This is a genomic window from Hephaestia mangrovi (assembly GCF_019880555.1).
Taxonomy (GTDB): Bacteria; Pseudomonadota; Alphaproteobacteria; order Sphingomonadales; family Sphingomonadaceae; genus Sphingomonas; species Sphingomonas mangrovi.
Genome location: NZ_JAINVU010000003.1, coordinates 51,290 through 73,341, shown reverse-complemented (window position 1 = coordinate 73,341; position 22,052 = coordinate 51,290). Strand labels below are relative to the sequence as shown.

Here is a 22,052-nt window from a genome sequence, read left to right as displayed (position 1 = left end):
CTCTCCGTTCATCGGTGAGAGGCGCGTGCCGGGGCGATATAGATCGGGTTGCCGATCAGCACGAGGCGGCCCTTTCCGTCGCGAACTTCCGCCCGGATCCAGTGTCGGTTGCCGTCGCTATGCCAATCCGGCAGCGCCACGGGCTGTCCGCCGACGAAAGCAGCACGATAGGCAGGCTCGGCCTTGCCATCGATCACCAGCTGGACGAGGCCGCTCGGCACGCCCTTCAGCATCAACGCGAATCGCACTGTCCTGCCCGGCGGGAGGTGCAGTGTCTGCCCCATATCGGCGTGCTGACCGTCGGCGATCGCGGCGAGATCGAGAACGCGGTCACGCGTGCCATCGACATCGATGAACACACGACCCGCGCGGAGCCCGTCGAGCAACCCATGCACCGACAGGTTCGGCATGTAGACAACCGTGGTCGGCGTGCCGATCGCACCGGGCTGGTCGGCTGGAATGTCGGCATCGTGATTGTCGCTGCCGCCGATCCCGGTGACGTGTTGGCCGTCGTTGAGCAGCCGGTTCCACAGATTGAAGCCCTGGGCAGGATGATCGGCGCGGCCGGTGGCGGCAAGCGTGCCGCCATTGACCACCTCGACGGCGGATACCGCCCCGGCCGGCAGATCGTCGACTCGCCAGCCGCAGCCCATACATTGCTCGCCCGACGGCACGCCGGGATGATTGATCGATACGAGGCCCCCCTCGCGCTCGGCCGCCGTCATCCACTTTGCGGCCTGCGCATAGCCCGGCTTGGTCATGCGCCAGTCGAGGAAGCTGGTGATGCCGAATACGTTGGCGTGGCCGAAAAAGGTGGTGATTTCGCGGCCGGGCACCAGCAGCAACTTGTCAAAGGCCGGTTGCAGGGCGCGCTCCGCATCATATTGCGACGTGGCATTGTGATCGGTCAGCGCGATGAAATCGAGGCCGCGCGTGGCGGCTGCCTCGACGGTGCGATAGACAGGACAGCCGATTTTTCGGCCAGTTTGCGACTTGCATTTGCCGTCGCTGTTGCCGCTGTGCATGTGCAGATCACCCCGATACCAGCCGGGATGGGTATCGAGCGGCGCATCGGCGAATTCGGTGATGCCGGGCGCGCGCTCGACGAAAATTTGCGCTTCATATGGCGCCGATACGCCAGCCCGGACGTTCGGCACGCCCAGGATCAGATGCCAGCGCCCCGCCGGCAGCGGGCCCGGCAGATAGCCGGGGGTGGCATCGGTTTCGCTCACTGTCATGTGATCGCGCGCGCCGCCGCTCCATCCGCGCAGGCGTTGCGGATCGGCCAACCCGATATCGATCGCGGTGTGCTGGTCCTTGCCGCCATAACTGAAACGCACCGTGAGGCGCGTCACGCCTGGGGGAAGATCGAACGGAATCTCCCGATACTGTTCAAAGTCAGCGCGCGTTATCGTACCGCGCAACGTCTTGAAGGGCGTTGGCGCCGTGACGGTGCCCGCTTTGTCCTGTGCGGCAGCCGTTGCCGCCACTCCCGTCACCAGGAGCAGCGGCAGGGCAATCCGTGCGAGGGCACGCCTCCACATCAGAAGCGGTACATCAGCGCGGCACGATAGTTGCGGCCGATCAGCGGCCGGGCGATGAAGACGCTGGCACCCGCCTCGCCATTGACGATCTCGCCGGCGCGCGGATTCCCCTCGGTCAGGCCCAGCGAGTTGTTCAGATTGTCGATATAGCCATACAGCGTCAGATGGTCGGTAATCGCCGCCCGCAGGCTGACGTTGACTGTCGCATAGGCCGGGAGCTTCACCGAATTGGCGGTGTCGACGTAACGCGACCCCTCATATTCCCAAGATGCCTGGAGGCGGAGGCGGCCATCCATCAGGTTGAAGCCGGGGACCAGCCGCAGGCTGGTGATCGGCACGCGGATCAGACGGTTGCCGTCGTAATCGTTCAGTTTGCCCGAACTGTCGGTGTAGGTCAGGCCCTGGTAACGCGGATCCTGGATCGTCGCAGTACCCGAAAGGTCGAACCATTTGACCGGCCGGATCGTGCCTTCCAGCTCGGCTCCGAAGGTCTGGGTGTCGGCATAGGCCGGGGTCGAGGTCGAGGCGCCGGTGGTCGGATCGAACTTATAGTTGGTGAAGCCGACATTATGGTATTTGGTCCAGAAACCGGTGGCGTAGAAATCGAGCAGGTCGCTCGAATATTTGAAGCCGATCTCGCCCAGGTCCATGGTCTGGATGTTGGGCGTGGCGCCGGCGTTGGTCACGTAATTGCCGAGGCTCGGCAGCCGGTTTGCCGACGTATAGCGCGCGAACACGCCCGACCGCGGACTGAACTGGTAATTGACGCCGACCGACCAGGTGGCATGACTGAAGGTGTCGTCATAATCGGCATAGACGCCGGTGCCGGTATAGATGCTCGATGTCGCGAAAGTGCCGAGGTCGACCTGGTGCTTCAGCCCGACCGTGCCGCGCGCGCGCATCGTTTCCCAGCGCACACCGCCATCGATGCGCAGCTTCGGAGTGATCTGCCATTCGTCGGTGAGATAAAGCGCGTTGGTCGTCTGCTCGCCGTGCGCGTCTTCCCACTCATAGCCATATTTGTAGATGCCGTGATCGCTGAAGGTCTTGACGATGTTGCCATCGGCATCGACCGCGACGAGATCGAGCAAGCGGGAATTATCCTGCACGTCGAGCAAGGTAGTCGACGAATAGCGGCTGAATGTTTCGTCGATATGCGCGAAATAATAGCCCAGTGTGATGTCGTGGGTAGTCGAGCCCATGTCGAAGCTGTGAGCGACGCGGGTGTCGCTCATGAACTCTTGCACCGGCAGCGTCAGGCCGCGCAGGCCGCCATAGATGACGAGGCCATTGCCGTTCTGGTTGGCATTGTCGAACACCTGATCGGGCGACGTCGTGTAGCGGAGCTGTAGCGCGGTCGCGCCGGGTGCCTGGTTGAGGATATAGGACGACGACGTCGGATCCTCCAGCGGGCCGAGGAAATTGTCGGCGCTCGCCACCGCGTTGGGGAACACGCCGTTACGCTGCGTGAAGCTGTCGTTGTACCGGCTGGTGTTGCTGATCTTCCAGCCAGCGGCCGGTTCGAAGTCGAACTTGCCGGTGATCTGCGTGCGCTTGACGTGCGTGCCTTCGCTATTGTCGAAATTGTAGATGCTGCCGTCGCCCTCGATCATCTTGACGCGCTCGGTCTCGGGCCCGGCGATAGTGCCCGAATGACCGTTGAAGCCCGGCACCGCGACAATATCGCCGTCCGAATTATAGGTCATCGGGATGCCGGTGTAGAAGATGACCTTGTCGTCCATGCGCTTGACGTCGAGGCTGAAGTGCGCACGATCCCAATCGTGTGACAGCGTCGCGCGGATCTGGCCGCCCTGATTGCCGGTGAAGCCAGGATCGCGGACGCCGCCTTCCGAGCGGTAGAATCCGCCAGTGGCAAGCTTCCAGCCGCCGCCGATCGGCGCGCCGACCCAGAAATCGGTGCGATACTGGCTGTCTGCGCCCAGTGTCATCTTGACCAGGCCCTCGGCATGGTCGCCGACCTTGCGCGGGATGAAGTTGACCGCGCCGGCCGGGGCGTTCGAATAGAACAGCGCCGACGGGCCGCCGCGGACCACCTCGATACGGTCGATCGTCTCGTCGAGGCGGAATACCTGGTCCGCATTGAGATAGCCGAGCGCCGGATCGTGCTGCACCGGAATGCCGTCCTCGAGCAGCTGGATCGAGCCGAAGCCGTCGACCGGCACGCCGCGCGCACGAATGTTGCCGCTGGCTTCGCCGCCTGATGCCTCGACCCAGAAACCGGGCACTGACTTGAGCGCTTCGGTAACGCTGGTCGGCGCCTGGAGGCGGAGCTGCTCCTCGCCGATGTTGGTGACCGAGTAGCTGGTCTCCGCCTTGGTCCGCTGGCCGGTGCCGGCACGGCCGGTGACGACGATGTCGTCGTAGTGACCGCCCTGTGCGGGCTGCGCCTCGGCAGCGTTGCCGGCTTGCGATTGCGGATCGGCCGCCTGGCCCCGACCAGCTTGATCCTGCGCCCAGGCCGGCGCCGCTTGTGCGAAAGCGGCAGCGAGCAACGATGATGTCAACAGCAACTGCTTCATGGATGACCCCCTTCTGGTCCGGTTTTTCGAACTTTGTTTCGGGTTCGCGACGGTCGCGAACGGCATTCACGGAGAAGACGGGCCCCGCCGCGCATTCCACGACAACGGTTCGAAAAAATATTTTTGAAAGCCGAATTCGACCGGTGGCCGGGGCGTCTGTCGCTTGCCGGCTGCTCCGTCCGGCCGGGTGTCAATCACGTGTAACAGTGCCGGCCTACCGCCGAAGCCACGACACCATTCCGACGGGGCACGGGAACATGGCCTGGTTGCGCGACATCGACATCTGGTTTGCCGACCATGTCTTTGCCTTCCAGCAAGAACATCGGCGCTATGCGCTGCACCTTGTCAAGCAGCCCGACGAGGCCGAGGAACTGGTGCAGGAGGCCTATGCGCGGCTATTCGCGCGGGCCGACTGGGCGGGCATCGCCAATCCCCACGCCTTCACCATGCGCATCATCCGCAATCTCGCGATCGAGCGGTTTCGCCGTGCCCACGTCGTGCGTATCGATCAGAGCGCCGCGTTCGCGTCCGTCGATCTCGCCGATCATGCGCCGACACCCGACGTCGTGGCGATGGACCGTTCGGAGTTGCATCGAGTCGCCGAAGTAATGCAGGAGATGCCGCCCCGCATGCGCGAGGCGATCTATCTGCGTCGGATCGAGGGCTTGCGTCCGGCGCAGGTAGCGGAAAGGATGAATATATCCGTCTCCACAGTGGAGACGCATATCAAGAGGGCGCTTCGCCTCTTGGTCTCAGGGCTGGCACAACCGGCAACGCAGAGGAAGGCGGAGCAGACACCTCCATGGGAGCAGGCGGAGAAGACGGAGACGATCTGACGGGCCAGGCGATCGACTGGCTGGTGGCGCTCGACCACGGCACAGCCGATCAGGAAGCTTTCGAGGCATGGCGCTCCGCCGGCCCCCGGCACGCCGCGGTGTTCGCCCAGGTAGCCGCGACATGGCGGCGGACGAGCGACCGCAGGATCGCCGCTGTGATCGAGAGCCCCGCCGCCGACCCGGAGCCGGAAAGCGAGGGCGAAGGCGCAGCTCCGAAGCCAGGATTGATATCACGACGCGCCGTCGCGGCGAGCGCGGCGGCGATTGCGGTCGGGATCGGTGGCGCCGGCGCGTTCGTGGCGTGGCCGCGCCGCGCCTATGCCGAAACGGCAATCGGTGAGCGCCGGACGATCGCTTTGCCCGACGGCAGCCATGCGTTGCTCAACACTGCATCGCGCGTCGCCTGGCGGTTCGACGACGGCCGCGATTTCTGGCTCGAGCGCGGCGAGGCAGCACTGCTGGTCCGCGCCGGCGACAGGCCATTTCGCGTTCATAGCGATCCGATCGACGCCCGCCTGAGCTCGGGTTCGTTCAACCTGCGGCTCGATCGCGACGGGGCCGACTTGTTGGTGCGCGCCGGCCGCGCCGCCGCCGCCTATCGCGATGCGCAGGCGGAGACGATCGATGCCGGCAACATGCTGGTGATCAGTGATGGCGCAGCACAGATCGAGACGGTTTCGCCGTCAACGATGGCGTCCGCGACTGCCTGGCAGCACGGCGAGATCGTCTTCGACGGCATGCGGCTCGATCGTGCTGTGGCTGAATTCAACCGTTATTTGCCCGACAAGATCCTGCTCGGCGACGAGAGCCTGGCGGGGATTCGACTCGGCGGCGCCTTTCGCATCGCCGCGCCCGACAGCTTCCTGGCGGCCCTGCGCGATGGTTTCGGAATCGCGTCGCGGCGGGAACATCATCAAATCGTGCTTTACCGTGTCGCCACTGGTGGGATCGACGCCGCTCGTAGCTGACACGAAGTTGTCGCGCGCGCGCGGCATTGGCGCGCGATGCGCGTGAATCGCATAGGTCGCCGGGGGAGGTGGCGCGGCATCGTCGCGTCGCTGCATCGAATCGTGCCTATGGCCTGCGCGGCCGCTTGTATCGTGGGCACGCCAGCCGAGGCGGCTCGGGCGATCCGTTTCGACATCGAGCCGCAGAGTTTGGCCGCGGCGCTCGATCAATTCGCGCGTGAGGCGGGCGTGCAAATCCTCTATCCCTATGCAATTGCCACGACGCATCGCGTCGCCGGATTGCATGGAACGATGCAGCCGCGGGCGGCGCTCGAGCAGCTGCTGCAGGGTAGCGGGCTCGCCATCGCCAGCTTCGATGATCGGACAATTGCGTTGCGTGTTGCCGCGCCCGCTCCGCAGCGGCGACGCCGCGTAGGGCGTTCCGAGGCACGTCCCGCACCGCCGCCCGCCTCGTCGCCGGCGCCCGAGATCCTCGTCACCGGCCGCGCGGCCGACGCCGCGCTCAGCGCTGCTGAAGAAAGCTATGCCGTCACCCAGATCAGCGCCGCGACGCTCGCTGACCGGGCACCGATGTCGACCGCCGATCTGTTCAAGGAAATTCCGGGTTTCTGGGTCGAATCCACCGGAGGCGAGGCAAGCAATAACGTCCGCTCACGCGGCATTCCGACCGATGGCTATTCTTCGGTCGCCCTTCTGGAAGACGGGTTGCCGGTACAATATGACGGCGGGCTCGCTTATCTCAACACCGATCAGGTGCTGCGGCTCGATGCGACGATCGACCGCGTCGAGGCCGTGCGCGGCGGGCCGTCGGCGATCTTCGCGCCCAACGCCCCGGGCGGCAGCATCAATTTCCTGACCCGCGACGCGCTGACCGATCCCGGCGTCACGCTGACTACTCAACTGACCCGCAACGACTATCGGCGCGTGGATGGCTTCTTCGGCGCCGGGATCGCGCCGCATATCGGGGTGTCGCTGGGCGGCTTCTATCGCTACGATAACGGGTTGCGCGATCCGGGGTACCCGGCCGATCGCGGTGGCCAATTGCGCGCGGCAATCGATTATGACGACGGGCGAAACCGCCTGGCATTCAACGTCAAGCGGCTCGATGATCGCGTTATTCTTTATTTGCCCGTACCGTTGCAATTCAGCGCCGACGGCAAGGTCGAAGCCATTCCCGGCTTCGATCCGTTGACCGACACGCTGGACGGCCCGGACAATGTCCATGTCCCGTTCAAGACTGCCGATGGCACGCGGGATTTCGATCTGTCGCGCGGCACGGACAGCCGCGTTACCTTCTATACGATGATGGGTAGGCTCGCGTTGGGCGACAGTGCGGCGCTGGAGGTCAAGTCGCGGTTGCGTACCGGAAAAACGGTTCGCAATGGCCTGTTCCCGATCGGTCGACCCGCGGCCGGCACCGACTATATCGCGAGCGTCTGGCCGCGGCTCGCCACGGCCTATCCCACCGCGGCGACGGCGGAAATCCGCTATGCCGATAGTGGAAAGCCATTTCTGCCGTCGAGCAACGGCAATGGCCTGGTGGTCGGCGCCAATCTGCTTTCGGTGCAGCTGCCGATGGACGAGTTCATCACCGACACCCGCGTGACCGACAGCGTCGATCGCTGGGGACGCCACGACATCGCGGTCGGCCTGACTTATGACGATACCCGGCTTGGCTATGATCGGCAGATGAGCACCGTTCTGCTCGACGTGAGCGGTCGCGCGCAGCGCCTCGACGTCGTCGCGCTCGGCGCCGCGGGCCAGCCGGTCGGCGCGCTGACCGACAACGGATTCATCCGCTATGGATCGCTGTTCGATGACGTCCATATTCACTCGTCGAATGTCGCGGTCTATCTCGCCGACGAATGGCACGTCGGTTCGCGTTGGCGGATCGATCTCGGTGCGCGCTGGGAACGCATCGCGATCCGTGGCGCCGCCGAGGGCAGCACGGCGGTCGACCTCGGCGATACCGCGACACTTGCCGACGACGCGGTGTTGACGGGCGACGGCGTGGAGGAGCCGATCCGTCGCCGCTATGCGGGGTTCAACTGGACGATCGGCGTCAATTATCATCCGGCCGCAGGCACCGGCCTGTTCGCGCGGTTCACCCGCGCCACGCGGCTGCCCGGCGCCACCGACTTCAATGCGGCGCCCGACCGCACCGATGCCGCGGACGTGCCGATCACCATGGCCGAGGTGGGCACTACGTTCGAACGCCGGCACTGGAGCTTGTCCGCCGTCCTTTTCGGGACGCGTTTCGAGCGATTGCCGTTCACCGACTATCGCTTCGACGCCGTGACCAACAGCTATGTTGAGCGGACCTCGATTGCCAATACCTCGACGATCGGTCTCGAGTTCGATGGCCATGCCGATCTTTTCGGGCCGTTGCAGCTGGACCTCAAGGCGACGCTGCAGAACCCGCGTTACCGCAACTTCGTCTATGTCGATCTCGCCGATGGCCAGGCAGTTACCCACGACGCCACCGGGAACCAGTTGATCCGCGTGCCCCGATTATCGCTGCGCGCGACGCCCAGCCTGCATCTGCTCAACGACCGCCTGAGGATCGGTGCCGATTTCGTGCATTATTCGCATCGGTTCGCCGATGTCGCCAACAGTCAGCGCCTGCCGGCTTATTCGCTCATCAATCTCGATATGGAGGCGCAACTCGACAGACACATCAAACTGTCTGTGCACGCGACAAACATCACCAATGTTCTCGGCTTGACCGAAGGCAATCCGCGCGTCGGATCGTTCGATGCCGGCGGCAGCACGGGATATTTCCTCGCGCGCCCCGAGTTCGGGCGCACGGTTCGCGTGATCCTGAACGTCAATTTTTGAGATCGATGCGGCTGCTATCGTCCGGCGGGGATGGCGCGCCCGGCTGGATTCGAACCAGCGGCCTCAAGATTAGAAGTCTCGTGCTCTATCCAACTGAGCTACGGGCGCGCGATGGCGTGTCCGTTAGCGCGGATTGCGTCATCGCGGAACCTCGATCATAGCGTTGGCCATGGGGGATCGTCACACAGTCTCGCTCCAGGCCGTCGATGCCAAGGCGATCGGCGCACGGCCGTTTCGTTTCTACGATCTCGTCATGGTGGCGTTCGTCGTGGTGCTGCTGCTGTCGAACGTGGTCGGCGCCGAAAAGCGATCGGTGATCGATCTGCCGGTGATCGGGCCGTGGCCGTTCGGCGCCGGCATCCTGTTTTTCCCGATCTCCTATGTGATCGACGATATCCTGACCGAGGTTTACGGCTATGCCCGCGCGCGGCGCGTGATCTGGGCGGGGTTCGCCGCACTAGCCTTCATGGCGGTGATGGAATGGACCGTTGTGCACCTGCCGGTCGCCGACGGGTGGACAGGCCAAGCCGCCTATGAGCGCGTGTTCGGCGGCGGATGGCGCATCATCCTCGCGTCGCTTTGCGCTTTCTGGGCGGGTGACTTCCTCAATTCGCTGGTGCTTGCCAAGATGAAGATCTGGACCCGCGGCCGCTGGCTGTGGACCCGCACGATCGGCAGCACCATCGTCGGCGAGGGGGCCGACAGCCTGATCTTCTATCCGCTCGCCTTCTACGGTCTCGCCGACTGGCCGGTCGCGGCGCTGGGGCAAGTGATGATAAGCCAGTTCGTACTCAAGGTCGGCTGGGAAGTCGTGTTGACGCCGGTGACCTATGCCGTGGTCGGCTGGCTCAAGCGGGCCGAGGGCGTAGATGTCTACGACCGCGGCACTGACTTTTCACCGTTCCACGTCGGCGTTTGACGCGATCCGGGCGTCGACCAGCGCAATCGCCTTCTGCACCGCCGCTTCGATCGACAGGAAGCTGGTATCGAGCAACATTGCGTCCGGCGCCTGGACGAGCGGCGCTGCGGAGCGCGACGAATCGCGCGCGTCACGGGCACGAATATCGGCCAGCACGCGATCGTAGGTGACGGTCGAGCCGCCGCGTTTCAACTCCTCGTGGCGCCGGCGCGCGCGAATCATCGGCGTTGCCTTGACGAACAGTTTCGCGTCGGCCTCCGGCGCGATCACGGTGCCGATGTCACGTCCGTCGAGCACGGCGCCGCCGGGTTGCTGCGCGAACCGCCGCTGGCGCTGCAGCAGCGCCGCGCGGACCAGCGGGTGCGCCGAAACAATCGATGCCGCCTTGCCGGCCTCGTCGCCCCTCAGCGCCGGATCGTCGAGCAGTGAATCGGGGAAATCGCACGAGGCGACGGCATCGGCTTCCTTCTCCGGATCGAGCTCGTTGCGCATCACGGTCAACGCTACGGCGCGATAGAGCAGGCCGGTGTCGAGATGGGGCAGGCCGTAGTGGCGGGCGAGCGCACGGGCGATTGTGCCCTTGCCGGAAGCGGCGGGTCCGTCGACGGCGATGATCATCGGTACACGAAACTCTATTGGGTCAGATCGTCAAGGCTGGAGAAGAAGCCCGGATAGCTGGTGGCGACCGGCGCGACGTCGTCGATCGTCACAGGATCGCGCGCCGCCAGTCCAGCGACGGCCAGCGACATTGCGATGCGATGATCGAGTTTCGAGGCGATCCGTGCCCCGCCCGCGATCGGCTGGCCGGCGGTGCCGGTGATCGCGAGGCCGTCCTCGAACTCATCGATCGCGACACCGCATGCGGAAAGCGCCTCCGCCATCGTCGCGATGCGATCCGATTCCTTGACGCGCAACTCGTGCGCGCCGCGCGCGATCGTGCGGCCGTCGGCAAGTGCCGCGGCCACGAACAGGACCGGATATTCGTCGATCATGCTGGGGGTGAGCTCGGGAGAAACGTCAATCGCGGAGAGCGGGGTGTGGCGGACGCGCAGATCGGCGACCGGCTCGCCGCCGACCGTACGCGAATCGAGTTCGCTGATATCGGCCCCCATCAGGCGGAGCGCCGCGAACAGCCCGGTCCGCGTCGGGTTCATGCCGACGTTGGTGATGGTGATATCCGACCCCGGGACGATCGATGCCGCGACAGCCCAGAAGGCGGCTGATGACGGGTCGCCGGGGACCGTGATGTCCTGTGGCTTCAATTCGGCCTCGCCGGTGAGCGAGATAATGCGGCCCTCGGCAGTTTCCTCGACGCTGATCGCGGCGCCAAAGCCCGCGAGCATCCGCTCGGAATGATCGCGCGTCGCGATCGGCTCGATCACCCGCGTGACGCCTGGCGTGTTGAGGCCGGCGAGCAGCACAGCCGACTTGACCTGTGCCGATGCGACCGGGAGCGTGTAGCTGATTGGCACCGCCGGTACGATGCCGCGCACCATCAGCGGTAGCCGGCCGCCCGGCGAAGCGGTAATGTCGGTGCCCATCTGCGACAGCGGCTCGATCACGCGCGCCATCGGCCGTTTCGACAGCGAGGCGTCGCCGGTGAAGGTGACGGTGATCGCATGGCTCGCCACGAGACCCATCAGCAAGCGCGTCGATGTGCCCGAATTGCCCATGTCGAGCGCCGATTGCGGTTGCAACAGCCCGCCAACGCCGACGCCGTTGACGCGCCAGCAGCCGTTTTCTTCGCGCACGATCTCCGCCCCCATCGCGCGCATCGCTGCGGCGGTGGCGAGGACGTCCTCACCTTCGAGCAGGCCGGTGATTCGGCTTGTCCCCACCGCCAGCGCCGACAGCATCAAGGATCGGTGACTGATCGACTTGTCGCCTGGAACGGCAACGGTTCCGGTCAGCGCACCGCGGGCGGCGATCGTCATTTCCTGGGGTGTGAGATGGGCCATGGCGCGCGGGCTTTTGACAGTCCGGTTGCGCTATGGCAAGGCGCGCCCCACTTTGCAGGCCAACCTGCAATCCTCCATCAATTCGAAAGGCAACGAGGCGCACAGATGGTGAAGCCGGAATGGGGCACGAAGCGGACCTGCCCGAAATGCGGAACGCGATTCTACGATCTCGGCAAGGACGACCCCGTCACCTGCATCGAGTGCGGCACCGCCTGGGTACCCGAGCCGGTGCTCAAGTCGAAGCAGCCGTTGCCGTTCGAGCAGAATACCGACGAGACCAAGAAGAAGGATGCGGCGCTCGCGGGCGGCAGCGATGACGATCACGACGATGATCTGAACATCGACGAGGACGAAGAGGCGTCGCCCGACGACGAGGTCGATCTCGGCGACGACGATGACGATATCGGCGGCGTCAAGCGTGGTGACGACGACGAAGAAAACTGATCGCTTGCCAAGGCGTCGCCACCCCTTTAAGGGGCGACGCCTTCGCAACCGCGAACGGGGCCGTAGCTCAGCTGGGAGAGCGCTACACTGGCAGTGTAGAGGTCAGGGGTTCGATCCCCCTCGGCTCCACCAACATGGGGATTTCCGCGACCCACCCGCCTAGATCCTCTCGCAGGGTACGCGCGCTCGAATCACGGCGTGGTGGCGATGATCGTTCGGCCGGCGACAAGTCCATGATTTCAGCCTTGTCGGTGCGATCTCGATCCGGCAATAGGCAGTCCCAAGGTGCCGTTGGGCGATCGTCGTTCCGATCCGGCATTCGAGGTTGCCCGGGCCAAAGGTCTTGGCGTCTTCCGGGGATGGGGTTCCCCGCAAACCGCTCCTCGTCGGGGGCTGATGACTCCTGCTGCTTGTCACGGATGGGAAGCGTCTTTTCCCGTCGGCCGGATCGGAGGAGTGGGTGTTCATAACCTATTTGTGGATCGCTCTCGGCGGCGCCATCGGCAGCATGAGCCGCTATGGCGTTTCGCGCATCTTCACCGTCTGGTTCGGCGAGACCTTCCCCTGGGGCACACTCGTCTGCAACGTGACGGGGTCTTTCATCATCGGTATCCTTTCGGGGCTCACCGGCCCCGACGGCCGCGCGATGGTGTCGCCCGATATCCGGCAGTTCATGCTGGTCGGCTTCTGTGGCGGTTATACGACCTTTTCCTCGTTCAGCCTCCAGACGCTCGCGCTGATTCGTGAAGGCGACATGCTGGAAGCCGGCGCGAATATCGTAATGTCAGTGATTCTCTGCCTTGTCTTCGTGTGGCTCGGCGTGGTCGCGGCAACGCTGATCAACCAGGCGAGGGCGGGGTGAAGGCAGCGCGCGGCGGCGTGGCCGGTGCATCAGCCCTTGAGGGCGACAACGAGACGGCAGCCCGATAGGTTGGTCGCGTGAATCCCGAATCCGATCCCGCCGGCATGGTCGCCCATTTCCGAGCCGATCTCATGCGCTTCCTCGTCGCGCGCACGGGCGATCGCGACGAAGCCGAGGATATTCTGCAGGAACTGTGGGTGCGTACCCGTGACGTCAAGCCCGCCGCGGTCGAGCATTGGCGAGCCTATTTGTTCCGCGTCGCTCATAATCTGGTGATCGATCGGCGCCGCGCGGCGCAACGCCGGGCGGCGCGAGAGCGGCGCTGGTCGGAGGAAGCGCATGGCGTGATGTCGCCGACCGAGGAGGCTGCCGATACCGCACCCGGCGCCGACGACGCGATTGCCGCACGCGAGGAAGCGGCGAGGCTCGCCTCGGCGATCGCCAACCTGCCCGAAGGCGCACGGCGCGTTTTCCAACTGCACAAGATCGAGGGGCACAGTCATGGGGAGGTCGCTGCGCACCTCGGCATCAGCAAGAGCGGGGTGGAAAAGCATATGGCGGTGGCGATGAAACATCTCCGCCGAATGCTGGCGGACTGAGGTGAGACGGATGATGCGACGTCATCTGCACAGGGGTGACGGGATACGTGGTGATGGATAACGGGGATATTGACCGCATCGAGGAAGCGATCGCCTGGCACCATGCGCTGGCGCGCGACGATGCCGATTGGGACCGCTTCACCGCGTGGCTGGAGGCCGATCCCGCCAATCGAACGGCTTATGACGAGATCGCCTCGATCGACGCCGCGGTCGATGCGCATCGTGATACGATCCTTGCGATTCTGCCGAGCGAGACCGGCGCGCGCGAGTCCCGCCCGTCGCGGCGTTGGGCGCTCGGCGCCGGCGTAGCCGCCGCGCTGGCGCTTGTGGTCGGAATCCCCTTGCTCCACACGCCGCAGGAGAAGGCGGTGATCTATACTACGCGGCCAGCCGAGACCAAGGCGGTGGCCCTAGCCGACGGTACGCGGATCGCCTTGTCGGCGGACAGCGCAATCAGCGTCGGCGGGAATCAACGTGAGATCACTCTTCAACGCGGCGCTGCCTATTTCGACGTGCCGCACGATCCGACACGCCAGCTTTCGGTCACTGCCGGTGGGTATCGCATCATGGATATTGGAACGCACTTCTCGATCGATTCCGGGGGAGGGCGCGTCGCGATCGCAGTCGCCGACGGTACGGTTACGGTGACTCAGGGCACGGGAGGTCGTACTGTGCTTGCCGCTGGTCGGCGCTTGATCGGCAATGGCGAAGGGGCGCCGATGGTTTCGCCGATCGCGAGCGCAGACGTGGCGAGCTGGCGCCAGGGGCGGCTTGTATATGACAATGCGTCGCTGGCAGTGGTCGCGGCCGATATAAGCCGCTATCGCGGCACGCCGGTCAGTGTCGATCCGGCGTTGGCAGAACGACGGTTCTCGGGGGTGTTGGTCATTGGCGACGGCACGAGGCTGGTTTCCGATCTTGCGAGTGTCGCGGGCCTTCGCGTGGACCGTCGTGGCGACCGCATCGTGCTCGGCGGCAAGCCTTCCTGACCGGGCCTCGGCCGCTCCCGTTGCCCAACGAAGCCGCATCGATATTCCCGCTGGGCCGCTGACGCAGAGCCTCGCTGCGTGGTCGCGGGCGACCGGTTTGTCGGTGGGGCTACCCGGCGCGCTGCCGCCGATGCGCACCCGCGCCGTCCATGGCACGATGACCGCGACCGCGGCACTGCGCCGGCTGCTGGCCGGGATAGGCTATCACGCCGTGGCGGCCGGGCCGCGTGCCTTTCGCCTGGAGAAGGATGCTGCCGCGCCGCCGCGCCGGGTCGCCAGAACGCGGCATCGTCCACCGCCGATCGTCACGCCGCGATCCGACATCATCGTCACCGCGACCAAGCAACCCGAACGCCTCGATGCGGTGCCAGCATCGATTGCGGTCGCCACGCCCGATCGGATCGGCACCGGGATCGTTTCGCCGGACAGCGCCACCATCGCCAGCGGGATCAATGGGTTGGCGTTCACCAACCTGGGGCCGGGGCGCAATCGCGCCTTCATCCGCGGGATTGCCGACAGCCCGTTCAACGGCCCCAGCCAGTCCACCGTCGCGGTCGTCCTGGACGACAGCCGGATCACCTACGACGCGCCCGATCCCGATCTGTTGCTCGTCGATGTCGCTCGCGTCGAGGTGCTCAAGGGGCCGCAAGGCCCACTGTACGGCTCGGGTGCGCTCGGCGGCATCTTCCGCATCGTCAGCAACGCACCCGACACGTTAAACTTTTCAGGCTCCGCTGTCGCGATAGGCGAGGCAAGCCAGCATGGGGGATTCGGCGGGGGAGGCGATCTCGTTGCCAATGTGCCGCTCGTCCGCGATCGGTTGGCCGTGCGCGTGGTCGGTTATTATCGCGGCGAACCGGGCTGGCTCGACGATGTCGGTGGCGCGCAAGACACCAATGGCACGACGGTCAAAGGGGTGCGCGCGGCCGCGCGCTGGACGCCGGGTGCCGACTGGCGCATCGATCTCGGTGGCATGCTGCAATCGCTCAACGCTGCCGATAGCCAATATGTCACGGGTTCGGCGGGACGGCTCGATCGCCTCCATCCGATCGCCGAACCAGCGGATAACGATTTTGTGCAGGCACATCTCGATGTGCATGGGCGGCTTGGCGGGCTAGCGCTGACGATGACCTCCAGCTACGTCGCTCAGGCAGTCGATTACCGGCTCGATGCCAGCGCTTCGGCCGCGAGTTTCGGTGTTGCCGCGCCGGCAATATTCGCGGACAAGCGGCGCTATTCGATCGTCAATCAGGAAGTGCGCCTGTCCCCTCGGTCGCCCGGCCCGGTGCGCTGGGTTGCCGGGCTCGCCTATCTCCACGCGTCGAGCAGTCTCGACGGCACGATCACCGCTCAAGGAGCGGCGCTGCCGGTCGAGTCGATCGATCAGGATGTCGCCGAATATGCGGCTTTCGGAGAATTTTCCGCGCCGATCGGCCCGCTGCGGTTGACTGCCGGCGCGCGATTGTTCGACACCGATGCGTCCGACAAGCGCAACGAAGCATTGTCGCGCCGCGAGCGATCGCGCGACAAACTCGGCTTTTCGCCGAGCCTTTCCTTGTCGTGGACGCCAGCCAAAGGGCGTTTCCTGTTCCTGCGTTATGCCCGCGCGCTGCGCCCCGGCGGGCTCGCGGCCGGCAGCGGCGCGCGCGAGGGTCGGTTCGATTCGGATGAACTGGAGAGCCTCGAGACCGGGGGGCGACTGGCGATCGGTGACCGTCTCTCGCTTGGTGCGGGGCTCTATTACACCAACTGGCATGACGTACAGTCGGATTACCTGCTGGCGAACGGCCTGATATCGACCCGCAACGCCGGCCAGGCGCGAATCATCGGCGCCGATGGCAGCATCGATTGGGCATTGGGAAGAGGCTGGTCGCTGAGCGCCGGCTTCAATGCGGAGCGGGCCGAACTCGTATCGACGGCAGACGGCACCCGACTTGAAGACCGGCGGCTGCCGGTTTCGCCCGATCTCACGCTCAGAGGACGAATCGACCATCGCTTCGTGCTCGGCGAGTGGACGATGCGGCTGATCGGGCAGGGCAATTATGTCGGCAGCGCGCGGCTCAGCTTTGATCCCGATCTCGATCGGCACATGGGCGACTATGCGGTGTTCGCCGCCGCCGCAACTGCGCGCAAAGGGCCGTTGAGTTTCACGGCACGGATCGACAATGTGTTCGATATTGCCGGTGACAGTTTCGCCTTCGGTAATCCGTTCTCGATCCGTCTTGGGCCGCAATATACACCGTTGCGGCCGCGCTCCTTGTCGATCTCCGCTGCGATCGACTGGTAACGAATTTCGTCATGAACCGACTGCGGTGCCGGTCCGCTCGCGTCGTCCTAGCTGCCGCAGGGAAAGCAGCTCGGATCGATCATGACTTCAACCATTGGTGGTACTACCGCCCTTGCCGCCCCCTCGGCCCGTATTGACAGCACGTTAGCCAACTCTGTCATCCTCGATTCTCCCCTGGCCGAGCGTCGCTGGACGGCATGGGCCGGTGGCGCCATCTCGCTCGCGATACTGGCGGTGGCGCTGGTCCAGCTTCGCGACATGCCGGTCGCGCATATCCTGTCGCTGGTCCCTCGCAGTACGGGATTCTGGGCGGCATTTGTGCTCGCCTATCTTGCGACGCCGATATCGGAGTGGCTGATCTATCGCCGGTTGTGGGCAATTCCGGCGCGGGGCTTCGCCGCGCTGCTGCGCAAGCGCGTCACTAACGAAATCGTGCTCGGCTATCTCGGCGAGGTGTATTTTTATACCTGGGTGCGCAGAGCGGGACTGATTACCCGTAGCGCACCGTTCGGCGCGATCAAGGATGTCGCGATCCTTTCCGCCTTTGCCGGCAATGCGATGACGCTCGTCATGCTGGCGGCGGCGGCGCCCTTCTTCGGGCTGCTCCAGTTGGGGCTTGGCGGGCGCGCGATGGTCGGATCGCTTTCGGTACTCGCGATCACGTCATTCGCCATGCTGCTGCTCCGTCGGCGGTTGTTTTCCCTGCCGCGCCCGGAATTGACGTGGATCCTTGCCCTGCATATCGCGCGGATCGTGGCGATGATCGGGCTGACGGCGCTGATGTGGCATCTCGCGCTCCCCGCCGTGGGCGTGACCTGGTGGCTGGTGCTGTCGGCGGTTCGCCAACTCCTGTCGCGCTTGCCGCTGGTGCCCAACAAGGATCTCGCCTTCGTCGGTGTCGCGGTGTTCATTATCGGGCGCGAAAGCGACGTTGCCGCGATGATCGCCATGATCGGCAGCCTGATCCTGTTGACGCATCTGCTGGTCGGTGCCGCGCTTGGTGCCGCTGAATTGCTCCAGCGCGAGCGCGCAGCATGATTGTCGCAGCCATGGCGCTGGCGCTCGGTGCTGGCCAGGCGCTTCCGTCGACGCCTGATCTCGGCAAGGCCGCCGGCAAGTGCCGGACACCGGAAACCGGGCCGTCGTTCATCGTTTCGGTGGTCGGGCTCAAGGACCGGCGCGGCAATCTCAAGCTCGAACTCTATCCGGATAACGATGCCGATTTCCTGGCCGACGACAACAAGCTGATCGCCGCAGGCAAGACGTTCCGCCGCGTCGAAGTGCCCGTGCCGCAATCGGGGCCGGTGCAGCTGTGCATCCGCGTGCCGGGGCCAGGGCGTTACGCTGTCAGCCTACTTCACGATCGCGATGCCAATCGCAAGTTCGGCCTGTCGACCGACGGGATCGGGTTCGCGGGCAACCCGAAGCTCGGGTGGTCGAAGCCGCATGCCGCCGCGGCCAGCGCAGAGGCAGGTGCGGGGCCGACGCCGATCACGATCGTGATGAACTATCGACACGGGCTTTTCAGCATGCGCCCGATTTCGGGAGGACGGTGATGCGGATCGTCGACGTCTGCGCCTTCTACACGCCGGCGGGCGGTGGGGTTAAAACTTATGTCGAGCGAAAGCTGCGCGCCGGCGCGGCCGCCGGGCACGAGATCGTCGTGCTGGCGCCGGGAGCGGAACATGGCGTTCGCCATTTCGGACGCAACGCCCGGATCGTGACGATCCCGGGGCCCACGTTCCCGCTCGATCGTGCGTATCGCTATTTCGATGACGAGCCCGCGCTCCACGCCGCGCTCGATGCGCTGGTACCCGACATGGTGGAAGTATCGTCGCCATGGACGAGCGCGACGATGGTCGCGCGGTGGCGCGGCAGCGCCCCGCGCGCGCTGGTGATGCATGCCGATCCGCTGGCAGCCTATGCCTATCGCTGGTTCGGCGCGGTAGCGCGCCGCGAAACGATCGATCGACAGTTCGACTGGTTCTGGCGGCACTTGCGCGCGCTCGACAAGCGCTTCGATCTCATCGTCTGCGCCAGTCGCGATTTGTCGCGTCGCCTGACGGCGGGCGGGCTTGAGCATATCGTCACCGAGCCGATGGGGGTCGAGCCGGGCATCTTCTCGCCGACGCTGCGTGACGAAGTCCTGCGTGCCACCCTGCTGGCGCGATGCGCCCTGCCGCCGGACGCGACGTTGCTGGTCAGCGTTGGGCGGTTCGCGCCGGAAAAGCGCTGGCCGATGGTCGTCGAGGCCGCCACGCGGGCAGGGTATGACCGGCCGGTTGGGCTGCTACTGGTCGGAGCCGGGCGCGAATGCGGCCGTATTCAACGCGCGACGCGGGGCAATCCGCACATCTGCATGGTGCCCCCCATTGGCGATCGCGCCGCGCTCGCCACGCTGTTGGCTTCTTGCGACGCGCTGATCCATGGCTGCGAGGCGGAAACCTTCTGCATGGTCGCCGCCGAAGCGCGGGCCAGCGGGCTGCCGCTGATCGTCCCGGAGGCTGGCGGCGCGGCCGATCAACTCGTGCCGGGCGAGGGGATCGGATATCAGCCGGCCGACACGCGGTCGCTGGCCGCCGCGCTCGAGACGTTCCTTGCTGGTAGCGCAGCGGCTTATCGTGCCCGCGCCGCCGTTGCGGCGCCCGGCGTCCGGACGATGGATGCGCACTTCGCAGACTTGTTCGCGCGTTATGCGGCGCTGACACCGGGGATCGTCGATGTCGCTTGATCGCACGCGACGCCTGCTCGTCTCGATCCACGATGTCGGTCCGAAATTTGGCCCGCAGGTCGATCAACTGGCCGATCGTCTCGCGGAAAGGCTCGACGGCTTGCGGTTTGCCATGCTGGTCGTGCCCAATCATTGGGGCGAGGCGCCGCTCGCCGGCGATCCTGCCTATCAGGCCAAGCTGCGGCGCTGGTCCGATGCCGGTGTCGAGATGTTCGCGCATGGCTGGTATCACCGTGACGACAGCTGCCATCGCGGCACGCTGGCCCGGTTCAAGGCGCGCCGCATGACGGCCGGAGAGGGCGAGTTCCTGGGGCTCGGCAGGAACGAGGCCGTGCGCCGCATGGCCGATGGCCGCAAGCTCATCGAGGATATCACCGGCCGGCCGGTCGCTGGCTTCGTGGCGCCCGCCTGGCTCTATGGCGACGGCGCCAGGCAGGCCCTGGTCGAAGCGAACTTCGCGCTTGCCGAGGATCACATGACCGTCTGGCGCCCCGCCACGGGCGCGGTCGTGGCGAAAGGGCCAGTTATCACCTGGGCCAGCCGCAGCGGACCGCGCATCGCGAGCTCGCTGATCGCCGCGCGGCTGGCTCGTGTCGGGTTGCAGCGGCAGCGCGTCGTCCGGATCGCGGTCCATCCGGGCGATACGCGCGTGCCGCGGCTGCTCGACAGTATCGACGGCGCGCTTGCGTCCTTCAGAAACCGCGTGGTGTCGCGCTACGCCGACCTTCTGAAAGCCCCTTGCTTGCCCGCAGCCAAGGACGGCGGCGGTCTGGTCCGCTCAACCCAAGTCTAGCGTGCCGGTCAGGTCGCCGGGCGGTGGCCCTCCGGCAGCGACCATCGCCCGCTCGCGCTCGATCAAGCCGGGGAGCTTCTTCAGCCCGAACCGGCGCGTAATAAAGCGGGCGATCGAGCCGGTGTCGTAGATCGTGTGATCGACTTGGCCGCGGCGTGCATGCGGCGAGATGACGATCGCCGGAATGCGCGTGCCAGGACCCCAGCGATCACCCTTGGGCGGCGCGACATGATCCCACCAGCCGCCGTTTTCGTCGAACGTGACGACGACCAGCATCTTCTCCCATTGCGGGCTCTTTCTCAGCGCATCGATCACGCCGGCGATATGCCGATCGCCGGCATCGACATCGGAATAGCCGGCGTGCATGTTGAGGTTGCCCTGTGGCTTGTAATAGGTGACCGCGGGCAGCCGGCCGGCTTCGACATCGGCGAGGAACTTGTTAGTCCGCGCCGTCTCGCCCATGCCGCCGTCGCGCAGATGTCGTTCGCGCGCCGCCGTACCCGGCGCGAACTGGACGAAATAATTGAGTGGCTGATGATGCGGCTGGAAATTGGGCCGCGAGGGGAACTCGGCGTCGGTGCCGTGCCCGGCCAGCGCCGCATCCCAGCCACCGGCATACCAGGCCCATGCCACGCCACGCGCCGACAGCCGGTCGCCGATCGTCTCGTGATGTTGCGGCATCATCGTCTTGGCGCTCGACCAGTCGGTATAGCCCGGCCGGTTCGGATCGAGGTCATAGCTTGGCGCATAAGGCGGCAGCATCGTGTTGACCGAATAGAAATCGGGGGTGAGCGAATTGGGCACGAACCGCACCGGGCCAACCATCGCGCTGGGCGGTGACCGGTCGGTCTGTTTGGGGCGGACGCCGTGCGGATCGCTGCCTTCCAGCACGGTGATCCGGCCCTTAGCCGGGCTCTTGTCGGCATTCGGATAATAAGGCGGTCGCGCGGCGATCAGATATTGGTGGTTGAGATACGAGCCACCGAATGCGCCCATGAAAAAATTGTCGCACAAGGTGAATTCGCGCGCGATCTGCCACAGCCGCAGGTTCGCGGCGTTGTCGGCATAATGGCCCATGACGAGCGCGCCGCTGTCGCCCCAGGCCACGAAGCCATCGTTGCGACCGCCGTTGATTTGCAATTGATTGTTGTAAAAGGCGTGGATCAGATCGCGGGTGACGAGACCGTGCGGCAGAGGGTCACCCTCCGGCGTGCTGAGCGCGAAGGGCGCGTTGGGAAGTGTGGCGATGTCCTTCTCGTCGATCAGATATTCGCGATGCTCGACGACCTGTTTGTTGGGGACGAGGCCTTCCCAGATCGGCGGCAGATGTTCGAGTACGCTGCCATTGCGATCGCGCTGGATGTAGCGCGCCGGCGATACCTTCGAGAGCGGCTGTTCAAGCCCGGGGAAGTCGCCGAACAGATTGTTGAAGCTGCGGTTTTCGGCGAAAATCACCACGACGGTGTCGATCGAGTCACGCAGCGCGGCATCGGATATCGCCGCGCCGCTCGCGCGCTTTGCAGGCGCTGCTTCCGCCGTGCCGATCGCGGCTGTGCCAACCGCCGCGGCCAACCCGCCCAGAAGCAGGCGGCGGTTCGGATCGACCGGACCGTCGGCGCCGGATTGATCGCGATCTGACATCGGGTTCTTCCTCATGGCGCCTCGTCATCCGGTGTGGATTGTCGCCGGCGGCAGTCGTGCTAGCCGCTACCGGGCCGGCCGGGACTAGGCAAGGAAATCAGAG

General features: G+C 65.4%; 18 protein-coding genes, 2 tRNA genes and 1 riboswitch. Of the genes, 14 read left to right on the top strand and 6 right to left on the bottom strand.

The window, feature by feature from the left end; all coding sequences use genetic code 11:
* Window positions 1-8: 8 nt before the first annotated feature.
* The gene (locus K7G81_RS07780) at window positions 9-1,340 is read right to left on the bottom strand and encodes a CehA/McbA family metallohydrolase (RefSeq protein WP_369412061.1); all 1,332 of its coding nucleotides are present in this window, start codon (window positions 1,338-1,340) and stop codon (window positions 9-11) included.
* Between the two features lie 203 nt (window positions 1,341-1,543).
* Window positions 1,544-4,084 (bottom strand): TonB-dependent receptor, encoded by a 2,541-nt coding sequence (locus tag K7G81_RS07775; protein WP_255586778.1) that lies wholly within the window; start codon window positions 4,082-4,084, stop codon window positions 1,544-1,546.
* Window positions 4,085-4,341: 257 nt separating this feature from the next.
* On the opposite strand from K7G81_RS07775, the gene K7G81_RS07770 reads away from it, so the two are divergent.
* From K7G81_RS07770 to K7G81_RS07760, 3 genes are all read left to right on the top strand, one after another.
* On the top strand, window positions 4,342-4,920 hold the full coding sequence (locus K7G81_RS07770; protein ID WP_223030218.1) for an RNA polymerase sigma factor: 579 nt from the start codon (window positions 4,342-4,344) through the stop codon (window positions 4,918-4,920).
* Window positions 4,887-5,888 carry a FecR family protein gene (locus tag K7G81_RS07765; protein ID WP_223030217.1) on the top strand — a complete coding sequence of 334 codons (1,002 nt, stop codon included), beginning with the start codon at window positions 4,887-4,889 and terminating at the stop codon, window positions 5,886-5,888. Before K7G81_RS07770 ends, K7G81_RS07765 begins: the two co-directional genes overlap by 34 nt.
* 132 nt (window positions 5,889-6,020) lie before the next feature.
* Entirely contained in the window at window positions 6,021-8,726 is a 2,706-nt protein-coding gene (locus K7G81_RS07760; protein ID WP_223030216.1) for a TonB-dependent receptor, read from the top strand.
* Window positions 8,727-8,757: 31 nt separating this feature from the next.
* Here the strand turns inward: K7G81_RS07760 and K7G81_RS07755 are convergent.
* A tRNA-Arg gene (locus K7G81_RS07755) sits at window positions 8,758-8,834 on the bottom strand.
* 61 nt (window positions 8,835-8,895) lie between these two features.
* On the opposite strand from K7G81_RS07755, the gene K7G81_RS07750 reads away from it, so the two are divergent.
* Window positions 8,896-9,645: a queuosine precursor transporter gene (locus K7G81_RS07750; RefSeq protein WP_223030215.1), complete on the top strand. Its 750-nt coding sequence runs from the start codon at window positions 8,896-8,898 to the stop codon at window positions 9,643-9,645.
* Here the strand turns inward: K7G81_RS07750 and K7G81_RS07745 are convergent.
* Together K7G81_RS07745 and aroA are read right to left on the bottom strand one after the other, a co-directional pair.
* Window positions 9,622-10,263, bottom strand: coding sequence for a (d)CMP kinase (locus K7G81_RS07745; protein WP_223030214.1), 642 nt, complete (start codon window positions 10,261-10,263; stop codon window positions 9,622-9,624). The genes K7G81_RS07750 and K7G81_RS07745 overlap by 24 nt on opposite strands.
* A gap of 14 nt (window positions 10,264-10,277) precedes the next feature.
* Window positions 10,278-11,603: a 3-phosphoshikimate 1-carboxyvinyltransferase gene (gene aroA / locus K7G81_RS07740; RefSeq protein WP_223030213.1), complete on the bottom strand. Its 1,326-nt coding sequence runs from the start codon at window positions 11,601-11,603 to the stop codon at window positions 10,278-10,280.
* A gap of 105 nt (window positions 11,604-11,708) precedes the next feature.
* Here aroA and K7G81_RS07735 point away from each other — a divergent pair, with 105 nt between their 5' ends.
* The 10 genes from K7G81_RS07735 to K7G81_RS07690 all read left to right on the top strand — a co-directional run bounded on the left by K7G81_RS07735 (window position 11,709) and on the right by K7G81_RS07690 (window position 20,308).
* Window positions 11,709-12,047: an FYDLN acid domain-containing protein gene (locus K7G81_RS07735; protein WP_223030212.1), complete on the top strand. Its 339-nt coding sequence runs from the start codon at window positions 11,709-11,711 to the stop codon at window positions 12,045-12,047.
* Between the two features lie 56 nt (window positions 12,048-12,103).
* A tRNA-Ala gene (locus K7G81_RS07730) sits at window positions 12,104-12,179 on the top strand.
* A gap of 214 nt (window positions 12,180-12,393) precedes the next feature.
* Window positions 12,394-12,460: riboswitch (Fluoride riboswitch) on the top strand.
* Window positions 12,461-12,507: 47 nt separating this feature from the next.
* Window positions 12,508-12,909 (top strand): fluoride efflux transporter CrcB, encoded by a 402-nt coding sequence (crcB, locus tag K7G81_RS07725; protein WP_369412060.1) that lies wholly within the window; start codon window positions 12,508-12,510, stop codon window positions 12,907-12,909.
* Between the two features lie 77 nt (window positions 12,910-12,986).
* Window positions 12,987-13,508 carry an RNA polymerase sigma factor gene (locus K7G81_RS07720; RefSeq protein WP_369412059.1) on the top strand — a complete coding sequence of 174 codons (522 nt, stop codon included), beginning with the start codon at window positions 12,987-12,989 and terminating at the stop codon, window positions 13,506-13,508.
* Between the two features lie 53 nt (window positions 13,509-13,561).
* The gene (locus K7G81_RS07715; RefSeq protein WP_223030211.1) at window positions 13,562-14,497 is read left to right on the top strand and encodes a FecR family protein; all 936 of its coding nucleotides are present in this window, start codon (window positions 13,562-13,564) and stop codon (window positions 14,495-14,497) included.
* A gap of 103 nt (window positions 14,498-14,600) precedes the next feature.
* Window positions 14,601-16,784 (top strand): TonB-dependent receptor, encoded by a 2,184-nt coding sequence (locus K7G81_RS07710; RefSeq protein ID WP_369412079.1) that lies wholly within the window; start codon window positions 14,601-14,603, stop codon window positions 16,782-16,784.
* A gap of 81 nt (window positions 16,785-16,865) precedes the next feature.
* Window positions 16,866-17,822: a hypothetical protein gene (locus K7G81_RS07705; protein WP_255586776.1), complete on the top strand. Its 957-nt coding sequence runs from the start codon at window positions 16,866-16,868 to the stop codon at window positions 17,820-17,822.
* Window positions 17,819-18,340 (top strand): DUF2141 domain-containing protein, encoded by a 522-nt coding sequence (locus K7G81_RS07700; RefSeq protein ID WP_223030209.1) that lies wholly within the window; start codon window positions 17,819-17,821, stop codon window positions 18,338-18,340. Before K7G81_RS07705 ends, K7G81_RS07700 begins: the two co-directional genes overlap by 4 nt.
* A complete protein-coding gene (locus tag K7G81_RS07695) occupies window positions 18,340-19,515 on the top strand; it encodes a glycosyltransferase (protein WP_223030208.1) in 1,176 nt (391 codons plus the stop codon). The genes K7G81_RS07700 and K7G81_RS07695 overlap by 1 nt, the downstream gene beginning before the upstream one ends.
* A complete protein-coding gene (locus tag K7G81_RS07690; protein WP_223030207.1) occupies window positions 19,505-20,308 on the top strand; it encodes a DUF2334 domain-containing protein in 804 nt (267 codons plus the stop codon). Before K7G81_RS07695 ends, K7G81_RS07690 begins: the two co-directional genes overlap by 11 nt.
* Here K7G81_RS07690 and acpA read toward each other — a convergent pair.
* Window positions 20,294-21,949 carry an acid phosphatase gene (gene acpA, locus K7G81_RS07685; RefSeq protein ID WP_223030206.1) on the bottom strand — a complete coding sequence of 552 codons (1,656 nt, stop codon included), beginning with the start codon at window positions 21,947-21,949 and terminating at the stop codon, window positions 20,294-20,296. The two genes, K7G81_RS07690 and acpA, sit on opposite strands and share 15 nt — an antisense overlap.
* Window positions 21,950-22,052 lie beyond the last annotated feature (103 nt).

Bases quoted from the DNA above. Each gene is read 5' to 3' on its own strand.
- K7G81_RS07765 (WP_223030217.1), top strand. From the start codon at position 4,887: ATGGGAGCAGGCGGAGAAGACGGAGACGATCTGACGGGCCAGGCGATC.
- acpA (WP_223030206.1), bottom strand. From the start codon at position 21,949: ATGTCAGATCGCGATCAATCCGGCGCCGACGGTCCGGTCGATCCGAAC.
- K7G81_RS07690 (WP_223030207.1), top strand. From the start codon at position 19,505: ATGTCGCTTGATCGCACGCGACGCCTGCTCGTCTCGATCCACGATGTC.
- K7G81_RS07715 (WP_223030211.1), top strand. From the start codon at position 13,562: ATGGATAACGGGGATATTGACCGCATCGAGGAAGCGATCGCCTGGCAC.
- K7G81_RS07770 (WP_223030218.1), top strand. From the start codon at position 4,342: ATGGCCTGGTTGCGCGACATCGACATCTGGTTTGCCGACCATGTCTTT.
- K7G81_RS07775 (WP_255586778.1), bottom strand. From the start codon at position 4,084: ATGAAGCAGTTGCTGTTGACATCATCGTTGCTCGCTGCCGCTTTCGCA.
- K7G81_RS07735 (WP_223030212.1), top strand. From the start codon at position 11,709: ATGGTGAAGCCGGAATGGGGCACGAAGCGGACCTGCCCGAAATGCGGA.
- K7G81_RS07705 (WP_255586776.1), top strand. From the start codon at position 16,866: ATGACTTCAACCATTGGTGGTACTACCGCCCTTGCCGCCCCCTCGGCC.
- K7G81_RS07750 (WP_223030215.1), top strand. From the start codon at position 8,896: ATGGGGGATCGTCACACAGTCTCGCTCCAGGCCGTCGATGCCAAGGCG.
- K7G81_RS07695 (WP_223030208.1), top strand. From the start codon at position 18,340: ATGCGGATCGTCGACGTCTGCGCCTTCTACACGCCGGCGGGCGGTGGG.
- K7G81_RS07745 (WP_223030214.1), bottom strand. From the start codon at position 10,263: ATGATCATCGCCGTCGACGGACCCGCCGCTTCCGGCAAGGGCACAATC.
- K7G81_RS07700 (WP_223030209.1), top strand. From the start codon at position 17,819: ATGATTGTCGCAGCCATGGCGCTGGCGCTCGGTGCTGGCCAGGCGCTT.
- aroA (WP_223030213.1), bottom strand. From the start codon at position 11,603: ATGGCCCATCTCACACCCCAGGAAATGACGATCGCCGCCCGCGGTGCG.